Here is a 20713-nt window from a genome sequence, read left to right as displayed (position 1 = left end):
CTGATGCGCCGTAGTTGTAACCCGTAGCGAGGAAGGCACTCCGCCGTGGCGAAGGCGACCGATGTCCGGCCGAAGATCACTTTGGCGTGTGTGGAGTGCAAGGAGCGCAACTACATCACGCGCAAGAACCGTCGTAACGACCCGGACCGCATCGAGCTGAAGAAGTTCTGCCCCCGGGACGGTCGGCACACGGTCCACCGCGAGACCCGCTGACCTACGGCCGGCACCGCCGGCCACCCCTGAAGCTCCTCCGATCGCCGATCTGACCGACCGGTGCGGCACCAGCCGCCACCGGGCGCGCAGATCGGCGATCGTGTTTCCGTGTAGGTTCGCGGCATGTCCCTGGACCCGTCCTACGTCGGCCGGAGCTATCCGCCGACCGCCCCCTACCAGGTGGGCCGAGAGAAGATCCGCGAGTTCGCGACCGCCATCGGCGCCACGGACCCGGCCCACCACGATCCGGAAGCCGCCCGCGCGCTCGGGCACCCCGACGTGGTGGCCCCGCCGACCTTCCCCTTCGTGATCACCATGGCCGCCAACCGGCAGATCATCGAGGATCCGGCGCTCGGCGTCGACTACAGCCGGGTGGTGCACGGCGACCAGCGGTTCGCGTACACCCGGCCGGTGGTCGCCGGCGACGAGCTGGTCTGCGTCAACACCATCGAGGACATCACCACGCGGGGTGGGCACGGCTTCCTGACCACCCGCACCGACGTCACCACCGCCGCCGGCGAGCCGGTGGTCGCCGTCTGGTCCAAGCTCGTCGTACGCGGGGAGGCCTGAGATGGAGCTGCCACCCAGGACGTTCCGGGTGACCCGCGCGGACCTGGTCCGCTACGCGGGCGCGTCCGGCGACTTCAACCCGATCCACTGGAGTGACCGGTTCGCCACCAAGGTGGGGCTGCCCGGGGTGATCGCCCACGGCATGTTCACCATGGCCCTGGTCGGCCGCGCGGTGACGGAGTGGGCCGGCGCCCCGGACGCGGTGGTCGAGTACGGCGTCCGGTTCACCCGCCCGGTCGTGGTGCCCGACGACGACCACGGCACCGAGATCGAGGTGACCGCGGTCGTACGTGAGGTCACCGAGGACGGCCTCACCCGGCTCGACGTGACCGCCACCTGCCTGGGGGAGAAGGTGCTCTCGCAGGCTCGGGCCACCATCCGGACGGCCCGCTGACCGACCGCTCGGCCCGGGCGCTCGCCGCCCGGCCGGCCGGCCGAATGCTCGTCGGGCGACGTCGGAACCGTCCCGGCGGGCAGCGGCCGGCCGGCTCGCCGACGCGCGAGGGGTGGACCGGTTGGGAAAGTCGAGCGCCTACCCGTACACTGGTCCGCCGTGGGGCAAGTGACCCCTGCTCGGCCGTCTGTGTCGGGTGGGGCGAGCGTTGCCGCACAGGGGTGTAGCTCAATTGGCAGAGCAGCGGTCTCCAAAACCGCAGGCTGCAGGTTCAAGTCCTGTCACCCCTGCGCCTCAGGCCTGACCGTTCCCGTGGGTCGCGCCGCCGAGACGGCGGCGTCCGGCCCGTGGTGGTGGCTTCGACGGGGTGGTTCCGAGGCATCGGGCCCACCGGTCGATCCGCCGGCCGCGGCCCGTCGCGGGACGGTTTGGTCCGGCTGGCGTGACCAGCGCCGCGCACGCCACCCGGCGTGCGGAACCAAGACCCCGCGACGGAGGGCGAAGTGGCCGAGAACAAGCGGCGCGGCGAGGACGCCGGCGACGACCGCCTGAACGACGATGTCGTCGACGACGTGGCCGACGACGACGCCACCGACGGGGACGAGCCGGTTTCCCGGGGTGGCACCGCGACCCGGTCGCGCGCCCGGGCCGAGTCCGCCGACAGCCGGCCGAAGACCCGGGCGGAGACCGACCGGGTGGGCCTGTTCGGCCGCATCGCCCGGTTCTTCCGCGAGGTCGTGGCCGAACTGCGTAAGGTCATCTGGCCGACCCGCAAGGAGTTGCTGACCTACACGGCGGTGGTGGTCGTCTTCGTCGCGGTGATGCTGACGATCGTGGGTGTCCTGGACTTCGGCTTCGCCAAGGGCGTGCTGTGGGTCTTCGGCAACCCCAGCTGACCGGCTGCCGCAAGCCGATAGTGACGGAAGTGAGCGAGCGTGCCTGAGTACGACGAGACCGCCGGACCCGCGGACGAGCAGTCCACGGTGGCGACGGCGGCGAACGACGAGTCGGTCGAGGCCGCCAGCGAGCCGGAATTCCCGACCACCGAGCCCGCGCCGGACGAGGACTACGACCCGGTCGCCGAGCTGCGCCAGAAGCTGCGCTACGCGCCGGGCGACTGGTACGTGGTGCACTCCTACGCCGGCTACGAGAACAAGGTCAAGACCAACCTCGAGACCCGGATCACCAGCCTCGACATGGAGGACTACATCTACCAGGTCGAGGTGCCGACCCGGGAAGAAGTCGAGGTCAAGAACGGCAAGCGGTCGCAGGTCCAGGCGAAGGTCTTCCCGGGCTACATCCTGGTCCGGATGGAGTTGACCGCCGAGTCCTACTCCTGCGTACGCAATACGCCGGGGGTCACCGGCTTCGTCGGCGCGACCGACCGGGCCGACCGGCCGGCGCCGCTCTCGCTGGACGAGGTCCTCAAGTGGCTGGCCCCGGCGGTGGAGACCGAGCAGAAGAAGGCGAAGCCCGAGATCAAGGTCCTCGACTTCGAGGTCGGCGACTCGGTCACCGTCACCGACGGCGCCTTCGCGTCGCTGCCGGCGACGATCAGCGAGATCAACGCCGACCAGCAGAAGCTCAAGGTGCTGGTGTCGATCTTCGGCCGCGAGACGCCGGTCGAGCTGAACTTCAACCAGGTCGCCAAGATCTGACCGGCCGCCGGCGGTGGGCTCAGCCCGCCGCCGGCGTCGCCGTACGTCCGCCCGCCGCACCTCGGCGAACGAGCGGGTTCCGGCCTGCGCTACTCTTGAACGTCGCCGCTGTCGCACCGCGCTGACCGTGCGCGCCCCGAGAGCGGTGTCAGCCGCATTTTCCCAAGCTCCAAGCCCCAGGAAGAGACATGCCTCCGAAGAAGAAGCTCGTCAAGACGTTCACGCTTCAGCTGCCGGCGGGCCAGGCCACGCCGGCGCCGCCGGTCGGCCCCGCGCTCGGCCAGCACGGCGTGAACATCATGGAGTTCTGCAAGTCCTACAACGCGCAGACCGAGTCCCAGCGGGGCGACATCGTCCCCGCCGAGATCAGCGTCTACGAGGACCGGACCTTCACCTTCGTCCTGAAGACCCCGCCCGCCGCCCGGCTGCTGATCAAGGCCGCCGGTGTGCAGAAGGGTTCGGGCGTCCCGCAGGCCGAGAAGGTCGGCTCGGTCAGCCGGGCCCAGCTGCGTGAGATCGCCGAGAAGAAGATGGCCGACCTCAACGCCAACGACCTCGACCAGGCCGAGAAGATCATCGCCGGCACCGCCCGCTCGATGGGCATCACCGTCAGCGACTGACCTCGCTTCAGCACCGACCCGTACGGATCGTGGGAGGGCGCGCGGACGCCGCGGCCCGCCAGAGACCACAGGAGTAAGCAGACATGCAGCGCAGCAAGAGCTACCGCAAGGCCGCCGACGTCATCGACCGGTCGAAGCTCTACACCCCCGCCGAGGCCGTGAAGCTGGCCAAGGAGACCACCAACGTCAAGTTCGACGCCACGGTCGAGGTCGCCATGCGCCTCGGCGTCGACCCCCGCAAGGCGGACCAGATGGTCCGCGGCGTGGTCAACCTGCCGCACGGCACCGGTAAGACCGCCCGCGTGATCGTCTTCGCCGCCGGCGCGAAGGCCGAAGAGGCCGCCGCGGCGGGTGCGGACGAGGTGGGCACCGACGAGCTGGTCGCCCGCATCCAGGGTGGTTGGCTCGACTTCGACGCGGCGATCGCCACGCCGGACCAGATGGCCAAGATCGGCCGGATCGCGCGGATCCTGGGCCCGCGCGGTCTCATGCCGAACCCGAAGACCGGCACGGTGACCATGGACGTCACCAAGGCGGTGCAGGACATCAAGGGTGGCAAGATCACCTTCCGGGTGGACAAGCACTCCAACCTGCACCTGATCATCGGCAAGGCCTCCTTCTCGGAGAGCCAGCTGGTGGACAACTACGCCGCGGTGCTCGACGAGGTGCTGCGGGCCAAGCCGTCCGCGGCGAAGGGCAAGTACCTCAAGAAGGTCGTCCTCACCACCACCATGGGCCCGGGCGTCCCGGTCGACCCGAACGTGGTGAAGAACCTGCAGGAGGGCTCGGCCGAGGCCTGAGCCGACACTCCGCTCCACCGGGGCGGCGCCCCCCCGCGGGGGGGGGCCCCCCCCGCCCGGGTTTGGGTGGGGAGTGCCCACCGGGGGGGGGGAAGGGAGGGTGTGGGTGCAACCCGCGGGGCGGGGGGGCCCGGGCGGCCCCCCCCCCCCCCCGGGGTGTCACCCCGGGGGGGGGGGGCGGCCCCCGGGCCCGCCCCCCCCCCCCCCCCCCCGGGGGCCCCCCCCCGGGGGGGGGGGCCGCCCCGGCGCGTCTGAGGTGTGGCAGGCTCGACCGCATGCGGCTGGAGAACGTCTGGTTGCGGTACCACCGGCGCGGGCCGTGGGTGCTGCGGGACGTGCGGGTGCGGATCGGTCCGGGTGAGGTGGCGGTCGTGCTGGGCCGCAACGGGGTGGGCAAGTCGACGCTGCTCCAGGTGGCCGCCGGGGTGCTCCGGCCGGGCCGGGGCCGGGTCACCGAGCGCCCCGCCCGGGTGGGTTGGGTGCCGGAGCGCTTCCCGGCCGACCAGCCCTTCACCGTGGACCGCTACCTGAGCGGAATGGCCCGGGTGGCCGGGCTGGGCCGCGCGGCGGCCGACGAGGCGGTGGCGGCCTGGACCGACCGGCTCGGGCTGGCCCCGTTCCGCGCGGTCCGGCTGCCGGAGCTGTCCAAGGGCACCGCCCAGAAGGTCGGCCTGGCCCAGGCGATGCTGCGCCCACCCGGCCTGCTGGTGCTCGACGAGCCGTGGGAGGGCCTGGACGCCGCCACCCGTGAGCTGGTGCCCGAGCTTGTCGACGAGGTGCTGACCGCCGGCGGTTCGGTCCTGGTCAGCGACCACCGGGGCGAGACGGTCCGGCTGCCGGGCGCGCACCGGTGGATGGTCGCCGACGGCACGGTGACCGAGGAGACGCCACCGGCGGACGAGGCGCTCGCCGTGGTCGAGGTCGCGGTGCCCGCCGCGCGGGTCGCCGGCACCGTCGCCCGGTTGCGCGCCGAGGGCCACCAGGTGCTGCGGGTACGCCCCGACGCCCGGCCCGGCATCCCGCCGGAGCCGGCGGCGACCGGGGACGCCGCCGATGTGGTGGTCGAGCGAGCCGCCGGGGAGGCGCGATGATCGCCCTGGTGCGGCTGCGGTTGGCCGGTTTCCTGCGCACCGGCCGGGCGCTCGCGCCGCTGCTCGCCGGCCTGGTCGCGCTCGGCACCCTCTACGGCGGCGGCCGGGCCCAGCCGGCCGAGGCGTACGGCGTCTCGGCGGTGGTGCTCTTTCCCGTACTGGCCTGGCAGACCAAGATCCTGCTGGACGTCGAGCCGGACGTGCAGCGCCGGATGGCCCAGGTCGCGGTCGGTGTCGCCCGGGAACGGCTGGCCGGGCTGCTCGCCGCCACCCTGGCGGCGCTGGCCGCGGTGGCCGTCGCGCTGGTCTTCCCATGGCTCGTCGGCGGGATCACCGGTCCGGTCGAGCCGGGGGACCGGTCGGTGCCGGTCGGCGTCGCCCTGGGGTTGTGGGCGCACCTGCTGGCCGTACCCGCCGCGGTGGCCCTCGGTGCGCTGGCCAGCCGGGCGTCGGTCGGCAGTGCCGGGTACGGCGTCGCGGTGCTCGCCCTCGGCGGCGTCGGCGCGGTGGTGCTCGGCCTCAGCGGCTCGGTGGCGCCCTGGCTGGCGCCGCCGATCATGGCCACCGCCCGGACCACCGCCGGCGACGCCGCCGCGCTCACCCTGCTCGGGCTGACCGCCTGGGCGCTGGCATGGAGCAGCGCCGCGGCCGGCGGCTACCTGTGGCGGCGCCGGGCCCGGGGCTGACCGGATCGGGGGATCCGGGCGCCGGGCCGGGTGTGGCCGGGAGCACAGGGGGCGATTTGGCGCTGGTGGCGAGGTCGCGTACTGTTCAACCGTCATCCGTGTTGTCATGGATGAGGAACCACCCAGAGACCGCTGGTCACCGTGCTTCGGCACGGTCGAAGGTCCCGCGACGACGGGCGACCCGCGTAGGGCGGCAAGCGTAACTCGGCAGGAAACATGGTCCGCCGACCGTGTCCACCCGCCGGCCCTCGCCCCGTGCGCCCTGCGCCGGGGCTTTTTCGTTGTCGCGTTTCCTGAGCTGCCGTCGAGAGCGACCGCTTCCGACGGCGACCAGCCTCGAGCAACGAGAGAGGAGGGACATGGCGGACAAGCCGATCCGGGCCGACAAGGCCACGGCCGTCGCTGAGCTGACCGAGAGCTTCCGCAGCGCGGGTGCCACCGTGCTGACCGAGTACCGCGGTCTGACGGTTTCCCAGCTCACCCAGCTCCGGCGCTCGCTCGGCAAGGAGACCACCTACACGGTCGCGAAGAACACGCTGGCCAAGCGTGCCGCGACGGACGCGGGTATCTCCGGCCTCGACGAGCTGTTCTCCGGTCCTACCGCGCTGACTTTCGTTTCGGGCGACGTCGTCGAGGCGGCGAAGGGGCTTCGCGACTTCGCGAAGGCCAACCCGAAGCTCGTCATCAAGGGCGGCGTCTTCGAGGGCAAGGCCATTTCCGCGGCCGAGGTCACGAAGCTCGCCGACCTGGAGTCCCGTGAGGTGCTGCTGGCCAAGCTGGCCGGCGCGATGAAGGGCAACCTGAGCAAGGCCGCGGCCCTGTTCCAGGCCCCGCTGTCGAAGACCGCCCGCCTGGCGGCGGCACTGCAGGACAAGCGCGAGAAGGAGGGCGCCGAGGCGGCCTGAGGCCTCCCGGCGTACCCAGTTCAGTCTTAGTAACTTACGTTGAAAGGACGCCAGACATGGCGAAGCTCAGCACCGACGAGCTGCTCGACGCGTTCAAGGAGATGACGCTGATCGAGCTCTCCGAGTTCGTGAAGCAGTTCGAGACCACCTTCGAGGTCACCGCGGCCGCCCCGGTCGCCGTGGCCGCCGCCGGTGGCGCCCCGGCCGCCGCCGAGGCGGAGCCGGAGAAGGACGAGTTCGACGTCATCCTCGACGCCGACGGTGGCAAGAAGATCCAGGTCATCAAGGTCGTGCGCGAGCTGACCGGCCTGGGCCTCAAGGAGGCCAAGGACCTGGTCGAGGCCGCTCCGAAGGCCGTCCTGGAGAAGGCCAACAAGGAGACCGCCGAGAAGGCCAAGGCCAAGCTCGAGGGCGAGGGCGCCAAGGTCACCCTCAAGTGACCTGAGCTCCACCTGCGCGTGTCCGGCTCAGTGAGCCGGAGCACACACCGCGTCGCGGCGGGCGGCGATCCGACACCGGATCGCCGCCCGCTGTGTTGGTGACCCCGGCGACACCGCGCGTGAGCAGGGCGTCCGGGACCTGGGGCCGGTACGGCGGCGGCGGGCCGCGGTGGTGGACCGGCGGGAAAGACGTCGCGACCCGGTGGCCGGCCCTTGACGCGGCCCCGGGCTGCCAGGCACGCTGACACCAGCAAGACCTTCCGCGCTTGCGACGGCCACCACGTGGGTAATGCGGCACTGGCACCATCGGCCGCAGCACCCAGGCGGCCCGGCAGGGCGTTGCGTTCCGAGCGGCCCGGTTGACCCGGTTTTCCGGCGTCCCGAGGCACGTTCCGCAATGACCTGCGGGGTGGGCTGGACAGCGGTTAGCCTCTCGGCTACACTGCTAGTTTGCGCTGCCTTCCGTCTTGACCCCTGCGCGGAAATGTCCGTTTGCGGATATTTCTGGTGGGGTCATTGGAGTGCACGCGTACCAGCCGTTCTGCAGCACCGGTCCTCGGAAGGACGCATCTTGGCAGCTTCCCGCCCTGCGAAGACCAGTCGTACGTCGAGCGCTTTCGCTCCCCGCCGAGTTTCATTCGGCAGGATCACCGAACACCTCGAGGTCCCCAACCTCCTTGCCATCCAGAACGAGTCCTTCGACTGGCTCGTCGGCAACGAGGCTTGGCAGGGCCGGTCGGCGGACGACCCGCACGCACGCTCGGGTCTCGCGGAGATCCTCGACGAGATCAGTCCCATTGAGGACTTCTCCGGCACCATGTCGCTTTCCTTCTCGGCTCCGCGCTTCGACGAGGTCAAGGCCTCGATCGAGGAGTGCAAGGAGAAGGACCTGACCTACTGTGCCCCGCTGTTCGTGACCGCGGAGTTCACCAACAACACCACCGGCGAGATCAAGAGCCAGACGGTGTTCATGGGTGACTTCCCGATGATGACGCCCAAGGGCACCTTCATCATCAACGGCACCGAGCGCGTGGTGGTCAGCCAGCTCGTCCGGTCCCCGGGCGTCTACTTCGACAAGCAGCCGGACAAGACCTCCGACCGCGACCTCTCCAGCGTCAAGGTCATCCCGAGCCGGGGTGCCTGGCTGGAGTTCGACATCGACAAGCGCGACACGGTCGGCGTCCGCATCGACCGCAAGCGTCGGCAGGCCGTCACGGTCCTGCTCAAGGCCATCGGATGGTCGGCCGAGCGCATCCGCGAGCGGTTCGGCTGGTCCGAGCTGATGATGACCACGCTCGAGAAGGACCACATCGCCGGCGCCGATGAGGCGCTGCTAGACATCTACCGCAAGCTGCGCCCTGGCGAGCCGCCGACGCGCGAGAACGCCCAGACCCTGCTCGACAACCTCTTCTTCAACCCGAAGCGGTACGACGTCGCCAAGGTCGGTCGTTACAAGTTCAACAAGAAGCTCGAGCTGGAAGTGCCGATCACCACCGGCACGCTGACCGAGGACGACATCGTCGCCACCGTGGAGTACCTCTGCCGGCTGCACGCCGGTGAGGAGGGCTACGAGGCCGACGACATCGACCACTTCGGCAACCGGCGCCTGCGTACCGTGGGCGAGCTGATCCAGAACCAGGTCCGGGTCGGCCTGTCCCGGATGGAGCGGGTCGTCCGCGAGCGGATGACCACGCAGGACGTCGAGGCGATCACGCCGCAGACCCTGATCAACATCCGCCCGGTGGTGGCGGCGATCAAGGAGTTCTTCGGTACGTCGCAGCTGTCCCAGTTCATGGACCAGACCAACCCGCTGGCGGGTCTGACCCACCGGCGCCGGCTGAGCGCGCTCGGCCCGGGTGGTCTGTCCCGGGAGCGGGCCGGCTTCGAGGTCCGCGACGTGCACCCGTCCCACTACGGCCGGATGTGCCCGATCGAGACGCCGGAAGGCCCGAACATCGGCCTGATCGGCGCGCTCTCCACCTTCGCCCGGGTCAACCCGTTCGGCTTCATCGAGACGCCGTACCGGAAGGTCGTCGAGGGTCGGGTCACCGACCAGATCGACTACCTGACCGCGGACGAGGAGGACCGGTTCGTCAAGGCCCAGGCCAACGCGCCGTTGAAGGCCGACGGCACGTTCGCCGAGGATCGCGTCCTGGTCCGCCGTAAGGGCGGCGAGACCGAGGACGTCGCGCCGGGCGCCGTGGACTACATGGACGTGTCGCCGCGGCAGATGACCTCGGTCGCCACCGCGATGATCCCGTTCCTCGAGCACGACGACGCCAACCGGGCGCTGATGGGCGCGAACATGCAGCGCCAGGCGGTGCCGCTGGTCAAGGCCGAGTCGCCGCTGGTCGGCACCGGCATGGAGTACCGGGCCGCCGTCGACGCCGGTGACGTGGTCGTCGCCGAGGTCGGCGGGGTCATCGAGGACCTCTGCGCCGACTACATCACCGTGCACCAGGACGACGGCCACCGCCGGACCTACCTGCTGCACAAGTTCCGCCGCTCCAACGCCGGCTCCTGCGTCAACCAGAAGCCGGTGGTCTTCGAGGGCGACCGCGTCGAGGCCGGTCAGGTCATCGCCGACGGTCCGTGCACCGACGAGGGCGAGATGGCACTCGGGCGCAACCTGCTCGTGGCCTTCATGACCTGGGAGGGGCACAACTACGAGGACGCGATCATCCTGTCGCAGCGCCTCGTGCAGCAGGACGTGCTCACCTCGATCCACATCGAGGAGCACGAGGTCGACGCCCGGGACACCAAGCTCGGTCCGGAGGAGATCACCCGCGACATCCCGAACGTCAGCGAGGAAATGCTCGCCGACCTCGACGAGCGCGGCATCATCCGGATCGGCGCCGAGGTCGTCCCCGGCGACATCCTGGTCGGCAAGGTCACGCCCAAGGGTGAGACCGAGCTGACCCCGGAGGAGCGGCTGCTCCGCGCGATCTTCGGCGAGAAGGCGCGCGAGGTCCGGGACACCTCGCTGAAGGTGCCGCACGGTGAGACCGGCACGGTCATCGGCGTGCGTACCTTCTCCCGCGAGGACGGCGACGAGCTGCCGCCGGGTGTCAACGAGCTGGTACGGGTCTACGTCGCCCAGAAGCGGAAGATCCAGGACGGCGACAAGCTCGCCGGCCGGCACGGCAACAAGGGCGTCATCTCCAAGATCCTTCCGATCGAGGACATGCCGTTCCTTGAGGACGGCACCCCGGTCGACATCGTGCTCAACCCGCTCGGCGTGCCGAGCCGGATGAACATCGGTCAGGTCCTGGAGACCCACCTCGGGTGGGTGGCCAAGACCGGCTGGAAGGTCGACGGCGAGGACACCGACTGGAAGCGTCAGCTCCACTCGATCGGCGCCAACGAGTCCGAGCCGGACACCAACGTGGCCACTCCGGTCTTCGACGGTGCCCGCGAGGCGGAGATCTCCGGTCTGCTCGCGTCGACCCTGCCCAACCGGGACGGCAACCAGCTGATCGGCTCCAGCGGCAAGGCGCAGCTGTTCGACGGTCGCTCCGGCGAGCCGCTGCCGGACCCGATCGCGGTCGGCTACATCTACATCCTGAAGCTCAACCACCTGGTCGACGACAAGATCCACGCTCGGTCGACCGGTCCGTACTCGATGATCACGCAGCAGCCGCTGGGTGGTAAGGCGCAGTTCGGTGGCCAGCGCTTCGGTGAGATGGAGTGCTGGGCGATGCAGGCGTACGGCGCCGCGTACGCCCTGCAGGAGCTGCTGACGATCAAGTCCGACGACGTTCTCGGCCGGGTGAAGGTCTACGAGGCCATCGTCAAGGGCGAGAACATCCCGGAGCCGGGCATCCCGGAGTCGTTCAAGGTGCTCCTCAAGGAGCTGCAGTCGCTGTGCCTCAATGTCGAGGTGCTCTCCAGCGACGGCGTGGCCCTGGAGATGCGCGAGACCGACGACGAGGTGTTCCGGGCCGCCGAGGAGCTGGGCATCGACCTGTCCCGGCGCGAGCCGAGCTCGGTCGAGGAAGTGTGACGTCGAGGTTCCGGGGGCGGGTCACCGCCCCCGGAACCCCGACCCCGATGAGCTGCTGGCGCACAAGCGACGTGTGAGGGATATATAACGTGCTCGACGTCAACTTTTTCGACGAGTTGCGAATTGGGCTGGCGACCGCCGACGACATCCGTCAGTGGTCGCACGGCGAGGTCAAGAAGCCGGAGACCATCAACTACCGCACCCTGAAGCCGGAGAAGGACGGGCTCTTCTGCGAGAAGATCTTCGGTCCGCAGCGGGACTGGGAGTGCTACTGCGGTAAGTACAAGCGGGTCCGGTTCAAGGGCATCATCTGCGAGCGCTGCGGCGTCGAGGTGACCCGGTCCAAGGTCCGCCGCGAGCGGATGGGTCACATCGAGCTGGCCGCTCCGGTCACCCACATCTGGTACTTCAAGGGCGTGCCGAGCCGGCTGGGCTACCTGCTGGACCTCGCCCCCAAGGACCTCGAGAAGATCATCTACTTCGCCTCGTACGTCGTGACGAGCGTGGACGCCGAGTCGCGTCACCGTGACCTCTCGACGATCGAGAACGAGATCCTGGCCGAGAAGCGGCAGGCCGAGAACAGCCGCGACTCGGAGATCGAGAAGCGGGCCGCCAAGCTCGAGGCCGACCTGGCCGAGCTTGAGGCCGAGGGTGCCAAGGCGGACGTCCGGCGCAAGGTCAAGGAGGGCGGAGAGCGCGAGATGCGCCAGATCCGCGACCGGGCCCAGCGCGAGATCGACCGCCTGGACGAGGTGCTGGACACCTTCCGCAAGCTTGAGCCGAAGCAGCTGGTCACCGACGAGCTGCTCTACCGCGAGCTGCGGGACCGGTTCGGCGAGTACTTCACCGGCAGCATGGGCGCCGAGGCGATCAAGGCGCTGGTCCAGAACATGGACCTCGACGCCGAGGCGGAGAGCCTTCGCGAGACCATCCGCTCCGGCAAGGGGCAGCGGAAGATCCGGGCGCTCAAGCGGCTCAAGGTCGTGGCGGCGTTCCTGAACACCCGCAACTCGCCGCTCGGCATGGTGCTCGACTGCGTGCCGGTCATCCCGCCGGACCTGCGTCCGATGGTGCAGCTGGACGGTGGCCGCTTCGCGACCTCCGACCTGAACGACCTGTACCGCCGGGTGATCAACCGGAACAACCGCCTCAAGCGCCTGATCGACCTCGGCGCGCCCGAGATCATCGTCAACAACGAGAAGCGGATGCTCCAGGAGGCCGTCGACGCGCTGTTCGACAACGGCCGCCGCGGCCGGCCGGTCACCGGTCCGGGTAACCGTCCGCTGAAGTCGCTCTCCGACATGCTCAAGGGCAAGCAGGGCCGGTTCCGGCAGAACCTGCTGGGCAAGCGCGTCGACTACTCCGGCCGTTCGGTCATCGTGGTCGGCCCGAAGCTCAAGCTGCACCAGTGCGGCCTGCCCAAGCAGATGGCGCTGGAGCTGTTCAAGCCGTTCGTGATGAAGCGGCTGGTCGACCTCAACCACGCGCAGAACATCAAGTCCGCCAAGCGGATGGTCGAGCGGCAGCGCCCGGTCGTCTGGGACGTGCTGGAGGAGGTCATCGGCGAGCACCCGGTGCTGCTCAACCGGGCGCCGACCCTGCACCGCCTGGGCATCCAGGCCTTCGAGCCGCAGCTGGTCGAGGGCAAGGCGATCCAGATCCACCCGCTGGTCTGCACCGCGTTCAACGCCGACTTCGACGGTGACCAGATGGCGGTGCACGTGCCGCTCTCCGCCGAGGCGCAGGCCGAGGCGCGGATCCTGATGCTGTCGTCGAACAACATCCTCAAGCCGGCCGACGGCAAGCCGGTCACCATGCCCACCCAGGACATGGTCATCGGTCTCTACCACCTCACCCACCTCACCCCTGGTGGGAAGGGCGAGGGCCGGGCGTTCAGCTCGGACGCCGAGGCGCGGATGGCGTACGACAACGGCGAGCTGCACCTGCAGACCCCGGTGAAGATCCGGCTGCGGGACGTCGTCGGCGTCGACAACGGTGCCGGCGCCGAGCCGTGGACCGCGCCGGAGGGCTGGACCGAGGGCGACACGCTGACCGTGGAGACCACGCTCGGCCGGGTCCTGTTCAACGAGACGCTGCCCCCGGGCTACCGCTTCGTGAACTACGAGATCCGCAAGGGTCAGCTCTCCGCGATCGTCAACGACCTCGCCGAGCGCTTCCCGAAGGTGGCGCTGGCCGCCACCCTCGACGGGCTCAAGGAGGCCGGTTTCCACTGGGCCACCTGGTCCGGCGTGACGATCGGCATGGAGGACGTCATCGCGCCGCCGCGCAAGGCGGAGATCCTGGCTCGGTACGAGAAGGAAGCCGACCAGATCGACAAGCAGTACCAGCGTGGTCTGATGACCCCGGAGGAGCGTCGCGGCGAGCTCATCCAGATCTGGACCCGGGCGACCAACGAGGTCGCCAAGGAGATGGACACCGCGCTGCCGCAGGAGAACCCGCTGTGGAAGATGATCAACTCGGGTGCTCGCGGTAACCTGCTCCAGCTCCGGCAGATCGCGGCGATCCGTGGTCTGGTGGCCAACCCGAAGGGTGAGATCATCCCGCGGCCGATCAAGGCCAGCTACCGGGAGGGTCTCTCCGTGCTGGAGTACTTCATCTCCACGCACGGTGCCCGTAAGGGTCTCGCCGACACCGCGCTGCGTACCGCCGACTCGGGTTACCTGACCCGTCGTCTGGTGGACGTGTCGCAGGACGTCATCATCCGCGAGGAAGACTGCGGCACCGACCGGGCGATCCCGATGCAGATCGGCGAGCGGGTGGACGGCAAGCTGGTCGTGCACGAGCACGCCGAGACCAGCGTGCACGCCCGTACCCTGGCCGACGACATCAAGGGGCCGGACGGCACCGTCGTCGCCGAGCGGGGTCAGGACATCAACTCCATCGGGGTCGACAAGATCGTCGCCGCCGGGGTGGAGACGGTCCGGGTGCGCAGCGTGCTCACCTGCGAGTCGAAGCTGGGCGTCTGCGGTGCGTGCTACGGCCGCTCGCTGCCGACCGGCAAGACCGTGGACGTCGGCGAGGCGGTCGGCATCATCGCCGCCCAGTCGATCGGTGAGCCGGGTACCCAGCTGACGATGCGTACCTTCCACACCGGTGGTGTCGCGGGTGAGGACATCACCCAGGGTCTGCCGCGTGTCCAGGAAATCTTCGAGGCCCGGGTCCCGAAGGGTAAGGCGCCCATCGCCGACACCCCCGGCCGGATCCGGATCGAGGACGGCGAGCGCTCGCGGAAGATCATCGTGGTGCCGGACGACGGCAGCGACGAGATCGTCTACGACAAGATCTCCAAGCGGGTCCGGCTGCGGACCCACGACGGCGGTCACGTCGAGGTCGGCGAGAAGCTCACCGAGGGCACCATCGACCCGCACGAGCTGCTGCGCATCCTCGGTCCGCGCGCGGTCCAGGTCCACCTGACCCAGGAGGTCCAGGAGGTCTACCGCTCGCAGGGCGTGCTCATCCACGACAAGCACATCGAGATCATCATTCGCCAGATGCTCAAGCGGGTGACGGTCATCGACTCCGGCGCGACCGAGTTCCTGCCGGGTGTGCTGGTCGACCGGGCGCTGTTCGAGTCGGAGAACCGCCGACTCGTCTCGGAGGGCGGCGAGCCCGCCGCCGGTCGTCCGGTGCTGATGGGTATCACCAAGGCCTCGCTGGCCACCGACTCCTGGCTCTCGGCGGCCTCCTTCCAGGAGACCACCCGGGTGCTGACCGACGCTGCGATCAACTCGCGCAGCGACTCGCTGGTCGGCCTCAAGGAGAACGTGATCATCGGTAAGCTCATCCCGGCCGGTACCGGCATCAGCAAGTACCGCAACGTCCGGGTGGAGCCGACCGAGGAGGCGAAGGCCAAGGTCTACTCGATGACCGGCTACCCGGAGACCGACTACGGGTTCGGGCCGGCCAGCGGGCAGGCGGTTCCGCTGGACGACTTCGACTTCGGGTCGTACCGCTAAGCAGCACTAACGACGAGGCCCCCGGCACCTGCCGGGGGCCTCGTCGCGTCCGGACCGGTACGCGGCCGCCGCCCGGTTCGGCATGATGGGGGTATGACGACCGCTCCCGGGCAGGCACCCGTCGCGGAGCACGGGACGCGCCACCCGCTGGACCCCGACCCGGTCCGCGCGACGAAGGCCAGGGCCGTCTTCGCGCTCGGCCTGATCGCCGCGCTGACCGGCCTGTTCATCGGCGGACTGGTGCCGGCCACGGTGGCGCTGCAGCTCGCCCGGCAGGCGCGTCGCGAGGCGTACGCCTCGGGGGGTTTCCTGACCGGCGCGGCCTGGCTGCGACGGGGGGAGCGGCTCGCCTGGGCCGGGCTGGTGCTCGCCGCGGTCAGCCTGGTGGCCGTGGTGGTGATCGCGGTGGTCCGGCTGGCCGAAGCGCCGTTCGGGCACGACTATCCCGCGAACGTTGACTGACCGGCGGGGGAGTGGCCCGCAGCGGCTGTGGGCGTGTTCCCCGGCGGTAGCCTGGCCGGTGTCCGCCGCGTCGGTGGCGGCCCTGTCGAGGAGGAGAAGCCCGTGACGGAACCGGCGCGGCCCCCATCGGGTGACCCCACGCGTCCGTCCGACCTCCCGGACCCGGGCGCGTCAGGCCCCGCGGACTCCACGGACCGGGCGGGCGAGCCGCCAGCCGCCTTCACACCGCCGCCGTCGGGTGGCGCACCGCCGTCGCCACCGCCCGGCGGAGACACCTCGCCCATGCCGGCAGCCGGCTGGGGTGCCCCCGGGTCGGCGCCGGGTGCCCCGAATTCGCCGGGCTGGGGCGCGCCACCGACAGCGGCCGACTGGGGTCCGCCGCCGGTGCCCGCCGGCTGGGGTCCGCCGACGGCGTGGGGTGCGCAGCACCCGCCCGGTTGGGGTACCACCCCGAGCCCGACCGGCGGGGCCTCGCCGGTGCCGCCCGGCCCGGGCGCGCCGTGGGAGGCGCAGCAACCGCCCGGCTGGGGTACCGCATCGGGCCCTTCGGGCGGGGGATCGCTGGTGCCGGCCGGCCACGGCGCGGCGCACGGGCCCCTCCCCGCCGGCTGGGGCGCGCCGCCCGCCTCGTCGCCTGGCCCACAGCTGCCACCGCCGCCCACGGACGCCCAGCGCCTTCCGCCGAAGCGGGTGGAGCCGGTGCCCGGCACCCCGTACGGCGTGGTGCACCTCGACGTGCCGCCGGTCACCTCCGGGCTGGCGGTGGGCGCGCTGGTGGTGGGCATCGTCTCGATCCTGGTCTCGGTGCTGGTCATCTGCTTCGGCGTGACCGGGTCCAGCTGGACCGGCGTCTGGGCTGCCGGCGCGTTCACCCTGCTCGGCTCGCTCACCGGGGCCGGCGCGATCGTTGCCGGCCTGCTCGCCATGCGCCAGATCCGCCGTCCGGCGCCGCCGCCGGCGGTGCGCTTCAGCGGCCGGGGACTGGCCGTGGCCGGGGTGAGCTGCGGCGGCGCCGGCCTGCTGCTCAGCCTGCTCGGCCTGGGCCTGGCCCTGCTCGTCTCCCTGACCTGACAACGCCGCCCAGGATCGGCAGCTTGATCGACTCCGGGTCGCCGACATGGGTGTGTCCTGGGCCCCGGGACAGCCCCACGTCGGCGACATGGAGTCGACCGTGCCGGCGCCCCGGGGGTGACTCGTCTCACTGGGGGGCGAATCGCGCCGGGACGGCTGTGACGCCGGGGTGCCCGGTGCCCAGTCGTGCGGATGGTGCCGGAGGTCGCGCGGCCGGATTGATGCTGCCGGTGCCGGTGGGGTGGCACTGACCTCCCGGGGCCGACGGGCCGTACTCCGGCGAAGCCGGTACACTTGTATCCGTAGGTGCCCATCAGGGGTGCGCAGGCGGGACAGATCCCGACGGCCGCGGCGGCGTGGTTCGGCGGACCACTCCGTTTTGACCTGGGCGGCTGTGGTAGGTAACCTTTCCCCTTGTGCCCGGGCCTGCCCGGGCAACTCGTGCGTGCGCTGGAGCCGGTGATCCGGAGATCGAGCGACAGCACGACACAAGCCAAAGACCCGGCTCGGGGCGACCCGCGTGCCGGTGACAGACCCCGGTACGCGCGCAAGCGTCGGCACCGGGACCGTGAGCTGGGCGACACGCCCGACCGCGGGTGCCGGGACCTCCCTGCGGGGCCCTGGTCGGAATGTAGGAGAGCCGATCATCAGGTCGGCTTCGGCAGACGGCGCGGTCGCGACATCGCGGCCGAAGGGAGCGGAGAAACCCGGTGCCCACGATCCAGCAGCTGGTCCGAAAGGGCCGCCAGGCCAAGACGACCAAGACCAAGACCCCGGCGCTGAAGGGTTCCCCTCAGCGGCGCGGCGTGTGCACCCGCGTGTACACCACCACCCCCAAGAAGCCGAACTCGGCGCTGCGCAAGGTCGCTCGTGTCAAGCTCAGCAGCCAGATCGAGGTGACCGCCTACATCCCGGGCGTGGGGCACAACCTGCAGGAGCACTCGATCGTGCTCGTCCGCGGTGGTCGTGTGAAGGACCTCCCGGGCGTGCGTTACAAGATCGTTCGCGGTTCGCTGGACACCCAGGGTGTCCGTAACCGCAAGCAGGCGCGCAGCCGTTACGGCGCGAAGAAGGAGAAGAGCTGACATGCCGCGTAAGGGACCCGCTCCGCGGAAGCCGCTGGTCGCTGACCCGGTGTACAACTCGCCGTTGGTCACCCAGCTGGTGAACAAGATCCTGATGCGCGGCAAGCGTCAGCTCGCCGAGCGCATCGTGTACGCCGCCCTGGAGGGCTGCCGCGAGAAGTCCGGCACCGACCCGGTCGTCACCCTGAAGCGGGCGATGGACAACGTCAAGCCGACCCTCGAGGTGCGCAGCCGCCGTGTCGGTGGCGCGACCTACCAGGTGCCGGTCGAGGTCCGTCCGGCCCGCGCGACCACCCTCGGTCTGCGCTGGCTGGTGACGTACTCCAAGGCCCGTCGCGAGAAGACCATGATCGAGCGGCTGATGAACGAGCTGCTGGACGCGAGCAACGGTCTGGGTGCCGCCGTCAAGCGGCGCGAGGACACGCACAAGATGGCCGAGTCCAACAAGGCCTTCGCGCACTACCGCTGGTAACACCCTGGTTCCGGCGCCGGACCGGCGCCGGAACCGCCACCAGTTGAGTCGAGACGACGATAAGTAGGGATTGAAGTGGCCGCCGCAGACGCGCTCGCCAACGTACGCAACATCGGCATCATGGCGCACATCGATGCCGGTAAGACCACGACCACCGAGCGGATCCTGTTCTACACCGGTATCACGTACAAGATCGGTGAGGTCCACGAGGGCGCTGCCGTCATGGACTGGATGGAGCAGGAGCAGGAGCGTGGCATCACCATCACCTCCGCTGCCACCAAGTGTGAGTGGAAGGGCCACACGATCCAGATCATCGACACGCCCGGTCACGTCGACTTCACGGTCGAGGTCGAGCGGTCGCTGCGGGTGCTGGACGGTGCGGTCGCGGTCTACGACGGCGTCGCCGGCGTGGAGCCGCAGACGGAGAACGTCTGGCGGCAGGCTGACAAGTACCACGTCCCCCGGATGTGCTTCGTCAACAAGCTCGACCGGACCGGTGCCGACTTCTTCCGCTGCGTGCAGATGATGATCGACCGGCTCAACGCCACCCCGCTGGTGCTCCAGATCCCGATCGGCCTCGAGGGCGACCACATCGGTGTCGTCGACCTGATCGGCATGCGCGCCCTCACCTGGCGCGGGGAGACCCAGAAGGGTGAGGACTACGCCATCGAGGAGATCCCGGCCGAGCTGGCCGACTCCGCGGCGGAGTGGCGCGAGAAGCTGATGGAGACCCTGGCCGACGTCGACGACGCGGTGATGGAGAAGTACCTGGAGGGCGAGGAGATCTCCGTCGAGGAGATCAAGGCCGCCATCCGGCGCGCCACCATCGCCAGCAAGGCCAACCCGGTGCTCTGCGGCTCGGCGTTCAAGAACAAGGGCGTGCAGCCCATGCTCGACGCCGTCGTCGACTTCCTGCCGTCGCCGCTGGACGTTCCGGCGATCGAGGGTACGGCCACCGACGGCGAGACCCCGATGCAGCGGAAGCCGTCCAAGTCGGAGCCCTTCTCCGGCCTGGCCTTCAAGATCCAGACCGACAAGCACCTTGGCAAGCTGACCTACGTCCGGGTCTACTCCGGCGTGGTCGAGACCGGCACCCAGGTGGTCAACTCCACCAAGGACCGCAAGGAGCGCATCGGCAAGATCTACCAGATGCACGCCAACAAGCGGGAAGAGCGCGGCTCGGCCCAGGCTGGCGACATCATCGCGGTGCAGGGTCTCAAGCAGACCACCACCGGTGACACGCTGTGCGACCCGGCGAACCCGGTCATCCTGGAGTCGATGACCTTCCCGGAGCCGGTCATCGAGGTCGCCATCGAGCCGAAGACCAAGGCCGACCAGGAGAAGCTCAGCACCGCCATCCAGCGGCTGGCCGAGGAGGACCCGACCTTCCGCGTCAAGCTGGACGAGGAGACCGGTCAGACGGTCATCTCCGGCATGGGCGAGCTGCACCTGGACATCCTGGTCGACCGGATGCGCCGCGAGTTCAACGTCGAGGCGAACATCGGTAAGCCGCAGGTGGCGTACCGCGAGACGATCCGCCGCAAGGTGGAGAAGATCGAGTACACCCACAAGAAGCAGACCGGTGGTTCCGGCCAGTACGCCCGCGTGATCGTGAGCGTCGAGCCGCTGCCGCTGGACAACGACTCGCCGACCTACGAGTTCGCCAACGCCGTCACCGGTGGTCGTATCCCCCGGGAGTTCATCCCGTCGGTGGACGCGGGCGCCCAGGACGCGATGCAGTACGGCATTCTCGCCGGCTTCCCGCTGGTGGGTGTCAAGCTGACGCTGCTGGACGGTCAGTACCACGAGGTCGACTCGTCGGAAATGGCATTCAAGATCGCCGGCTCGATGGTGATGAAGGAGGCGGCTCGCAAGGCCGACCCCGCGCTGCTCGAGCCGATGATGGCTGTTGAGGTCACCACTCCTGAGGAGAACATGGGTGACGTCATCGGCGACCTCAACTCCCGCCGCGGCATCATCCAGGCGATGGAGGAGCGCAGCGGCGCCCGCATCGTCCGGGCCCTGGTGCCGTTGTCGGAGATGTTCGGCTACGTCGGCGACCTGCGGTCGAAGACCCAGGGCCGGGCTAGCTACAGCATGCAGTTCGACTCCTACGCCGAGGTTCCGCAGAGCGTGGCGAAGGAGATCATCGCCAAGGCGACGGGTGAGTAATCACCTGAGCTGATGGTCCGTGGACGGTCGCGGGAGGGTCTTCCCGCCCGCGACCACCACGGTCGGGTTGTGTGAGACCGGGCCTGTAGGCTTC

Annotated in this window: 18 protein-coding genes and 1 tRNA gene; all 19 read left to right on the top strand. The window is 69.9% G+C overall.

Annotated features, from left to right (window positions below; genetic code table 11):
• The first annotated feature begins 45 nt into the window (after positions 1 to 45).
• The 19 genes from rpmG (at position 46) to fusA (ending at position 20619) form a co-directional block, all read left to right on the top strand.
• Positions 46 to 213, top strand: coding sequence for a 50S ribosomal protein L33 (rpmG, locus tag ACIP9D_RS16645; protein WP_007073056.1), 168 nt, complete (start codon positions 46 to 48; stop codon positions 211 to 213).
• Positions 214 to 336: 123 nt separating this feature from the next.
• Positions 337 to 783: a MaoC family dehydratase N-terminal domain-containing protein gene (locus ACIP9D_RS16640; RefSeq protein ID WP_350875482.1), complete on the top strand. Its 447-nt coding sequence runs from the start codon at positions 337 to 339 to the stop codon at positions 781 to 783.
• A gap of 1 nt (position 784) precedes the next feature.
• Entirely contained in the window at positions 785 to 1177 is a 393-nt protein-coding gene (locus tag ACIP9D_RS16635; RefSeq protein WP_350875480.1) for a MaoC family dehydratase, read from the top strand.
• 217 nt (positions 1178 to 1394) lie between these two features.
• Positions 1395 to 1467 (top strand) — tRNA-Trp (locus tag ACIP9D_RS16630).
• Between the two features lie 213 nt (positions 1468 to 1680).
• A complete protein-coding gene (secE, locus tag ACIP9D_RS16625; protein ID WP_350875478.1) occupies positions 1681 to 2073 on the top strand; it encodes a preprotein translocase subunit SecE in 393 nt (130 codons plus the stop codon).
• Positions 2074 to 2112: 39 nt separating this feature from the next.
• Positions 2113 to 2835 (top strand): transcription termination/antitermination protein NusG, encoded by a 723-nt coding sequence (gene nusG / locus ACIP9D_RS16620; RefSeq protein ID WP_350875476.1) that lies wholly within the window; start codon positions 2113 to 2115, stop codon positions 2833 to 2835.
• Between the two features lie 188 nt (positions 2836 to 3023).
• Positions 3024 to 3455: a 50S ribosomal protein L11 gene (gene rplK, locus ACIP9D_RS16615; RefSeq protein WP_350875474.1), complete on the top strand. Its 432-nt coding sequence runs from the start codon at positions 3024 to 3026 to the stop codon at positions 3453 to 3455.
• Positions 3456 to 3538: 83 nt separating this feature from the next.
• Positions 3539 to 4255, top strand: a complete 717-nt coding sequence (rplA, locus tag ACIP9D_RS16610; RefSeq protein WP_350875472.1) for a 50S ribosomal protein L1 — start codon at positions 3539 to 3541, stop codon at positions 4253 to 4255.
• Positions 4256 to 4530: 275 nt separating this feature from the next.
• Entirely contained in the window at positions 4531 to 5346 is an 816-nt protein-coding gene (locus tag ACIP9D_RS16605; protein ID WP_350871174.1) for an ATP-binding cassette domain-containing protein, read from the top strand.
• Positions 5343 to 6032 carry a hypothetical protein gene (locus ACIP9D_RS16600; RefSeq protein ID WP_350871177.1) on the top strand — a complete coding sequence of 230 codons (690 nt, stop codon included), beginning with the start codon at positions 5343 to 5345 and terminating at the stop codon, positions 6030 to 6032. The genes ACIP9D_RS16605 and ACIP9D_RS16600 overlap by 4 nt, the downstream gene beginning before the upstream one ends.
• Before the next feature lie 359 nt (positions 6033 to 6391).
• Complete coding sequence (gene rplJ, locus ACIP9D_RS16595) at positions 6392 to 6937, top strand: 50S ribosomal protein L10 (protein WP_350871180.1); 546 nt, start codon at positions 6392 to 6394, stop codon at positions 6935 to 6937.
• A 56-nt stretch (positions 6938 to 6993) separates the two neighbouring features.
• Positions 6994 to 7377 (top strand): 50S ribosomal protein L7/L12, encoded by a 384-nt coding sequence (gene rplL / locus ACIP9D_RS16590; RefSeq protein ID WP_350871182.1) that lies wholly within the window; start codon positions 6994 to 6996, stop codon positions 7375 to 7377.
• Between the two features lie 571 nt (positions 7378 to 7948).
• The gene (locus tag ACIP9D_RS16585; protein WP_350871185.1) at positions 7949 to 11380 is read left to right on the top strand and encodes a DNA-directed RNA polymerase subunit beta; all 3432 of its coding nucleotides are present in this window, start codon (positions 7949 to 7951) and stop codon (positions 11378 to 11380) included.
• 89 nt (positions 11381 to 11469) lie between these two features.
• A complete protein-coding gene (locus ACIP9D_RS16580; RefSeq protein WP_350871188.1) occupies positions 11470 to 15357 on the top strand; it encodes a DNA-directed RNA polymerase subunit beta' in 3888 nt (1295 codons plus the stop codon).
• A gap of 93 nt (positions 15358 to 15450) precedes the next feature.
• Positions 15451 to 15819, top strand: a complete 369-nt coding sequence (locus tag ACIP9D_RS16575; protein WP_350871191.1) for a hypothetical protein — start codon at positions 15451 to 15453, stop codon at positions 15817 to 15819.
• Positions 15820 to 16509: 690 nt separating this feature from the next.
• On the top strand, positions 16510 to 16890 hold the full coding sequence (locus ACIP9D_RS16570) for a hypothetical protein (RefSeq protein ID WP_350872110.1): 381 nt from the start codon (positions 16510 to 16512) through the stop codon (positions 16888 to 16890).
• 710 nt (positions 16891 to 17600) lie between these two features.
• On the top strand, positions 17601 to 17975 hold the full coding sequence (gene rpsL / locus ACIP9D_RS16565) for a 30S ribosomal protein S12 (protein WP_007465318.1): 375 nt from the start codon (positions 17601 to 17603) through the stop codon (positions 17973 to 17975).
• Between the two features lies 1 nt (position 17976).
• Positions 17977 to 18447, top strand: coding sequence for a 30S ribosomal protein S7 (gene rpsG, locus ACIP9D_RS16560; RefSeq protein WP_091242043.1), 471 nt, complete (start codon positions 17977 to 17979; stop codon positions 18445 to 18447).
• A 75-nt stretch (positions 18448 to 18522) separates the two neighbouring features.
• Positions 18523 to 20619: an elongation factor G gene (gene fusA, locus ACIP9D_RS16555; RefSeq protein ID WP_350871194.1), complete on the top strand. Its 2097-nt coding sequence runs from the start codon at positions 18523 to 18525 to the stop codon at positions 20617 to 20619.
• Positions 20620 to 20713: the final 94 nt, after the last annotated feature.

Source organism: Micromonospora sp. NPDC093243 (genome assembly GCF_044753725.1).
In the GTDB taxonomy this organism is placed as follows: domain Bacteria; phylum Actinomycetota; class Actinomycetes; order Mycobacteriales; family Micromonosporaceae; genus Micromonospora.
This window is presented reverse-complemented; position numbering and strand designations above follow the sequence as displayed.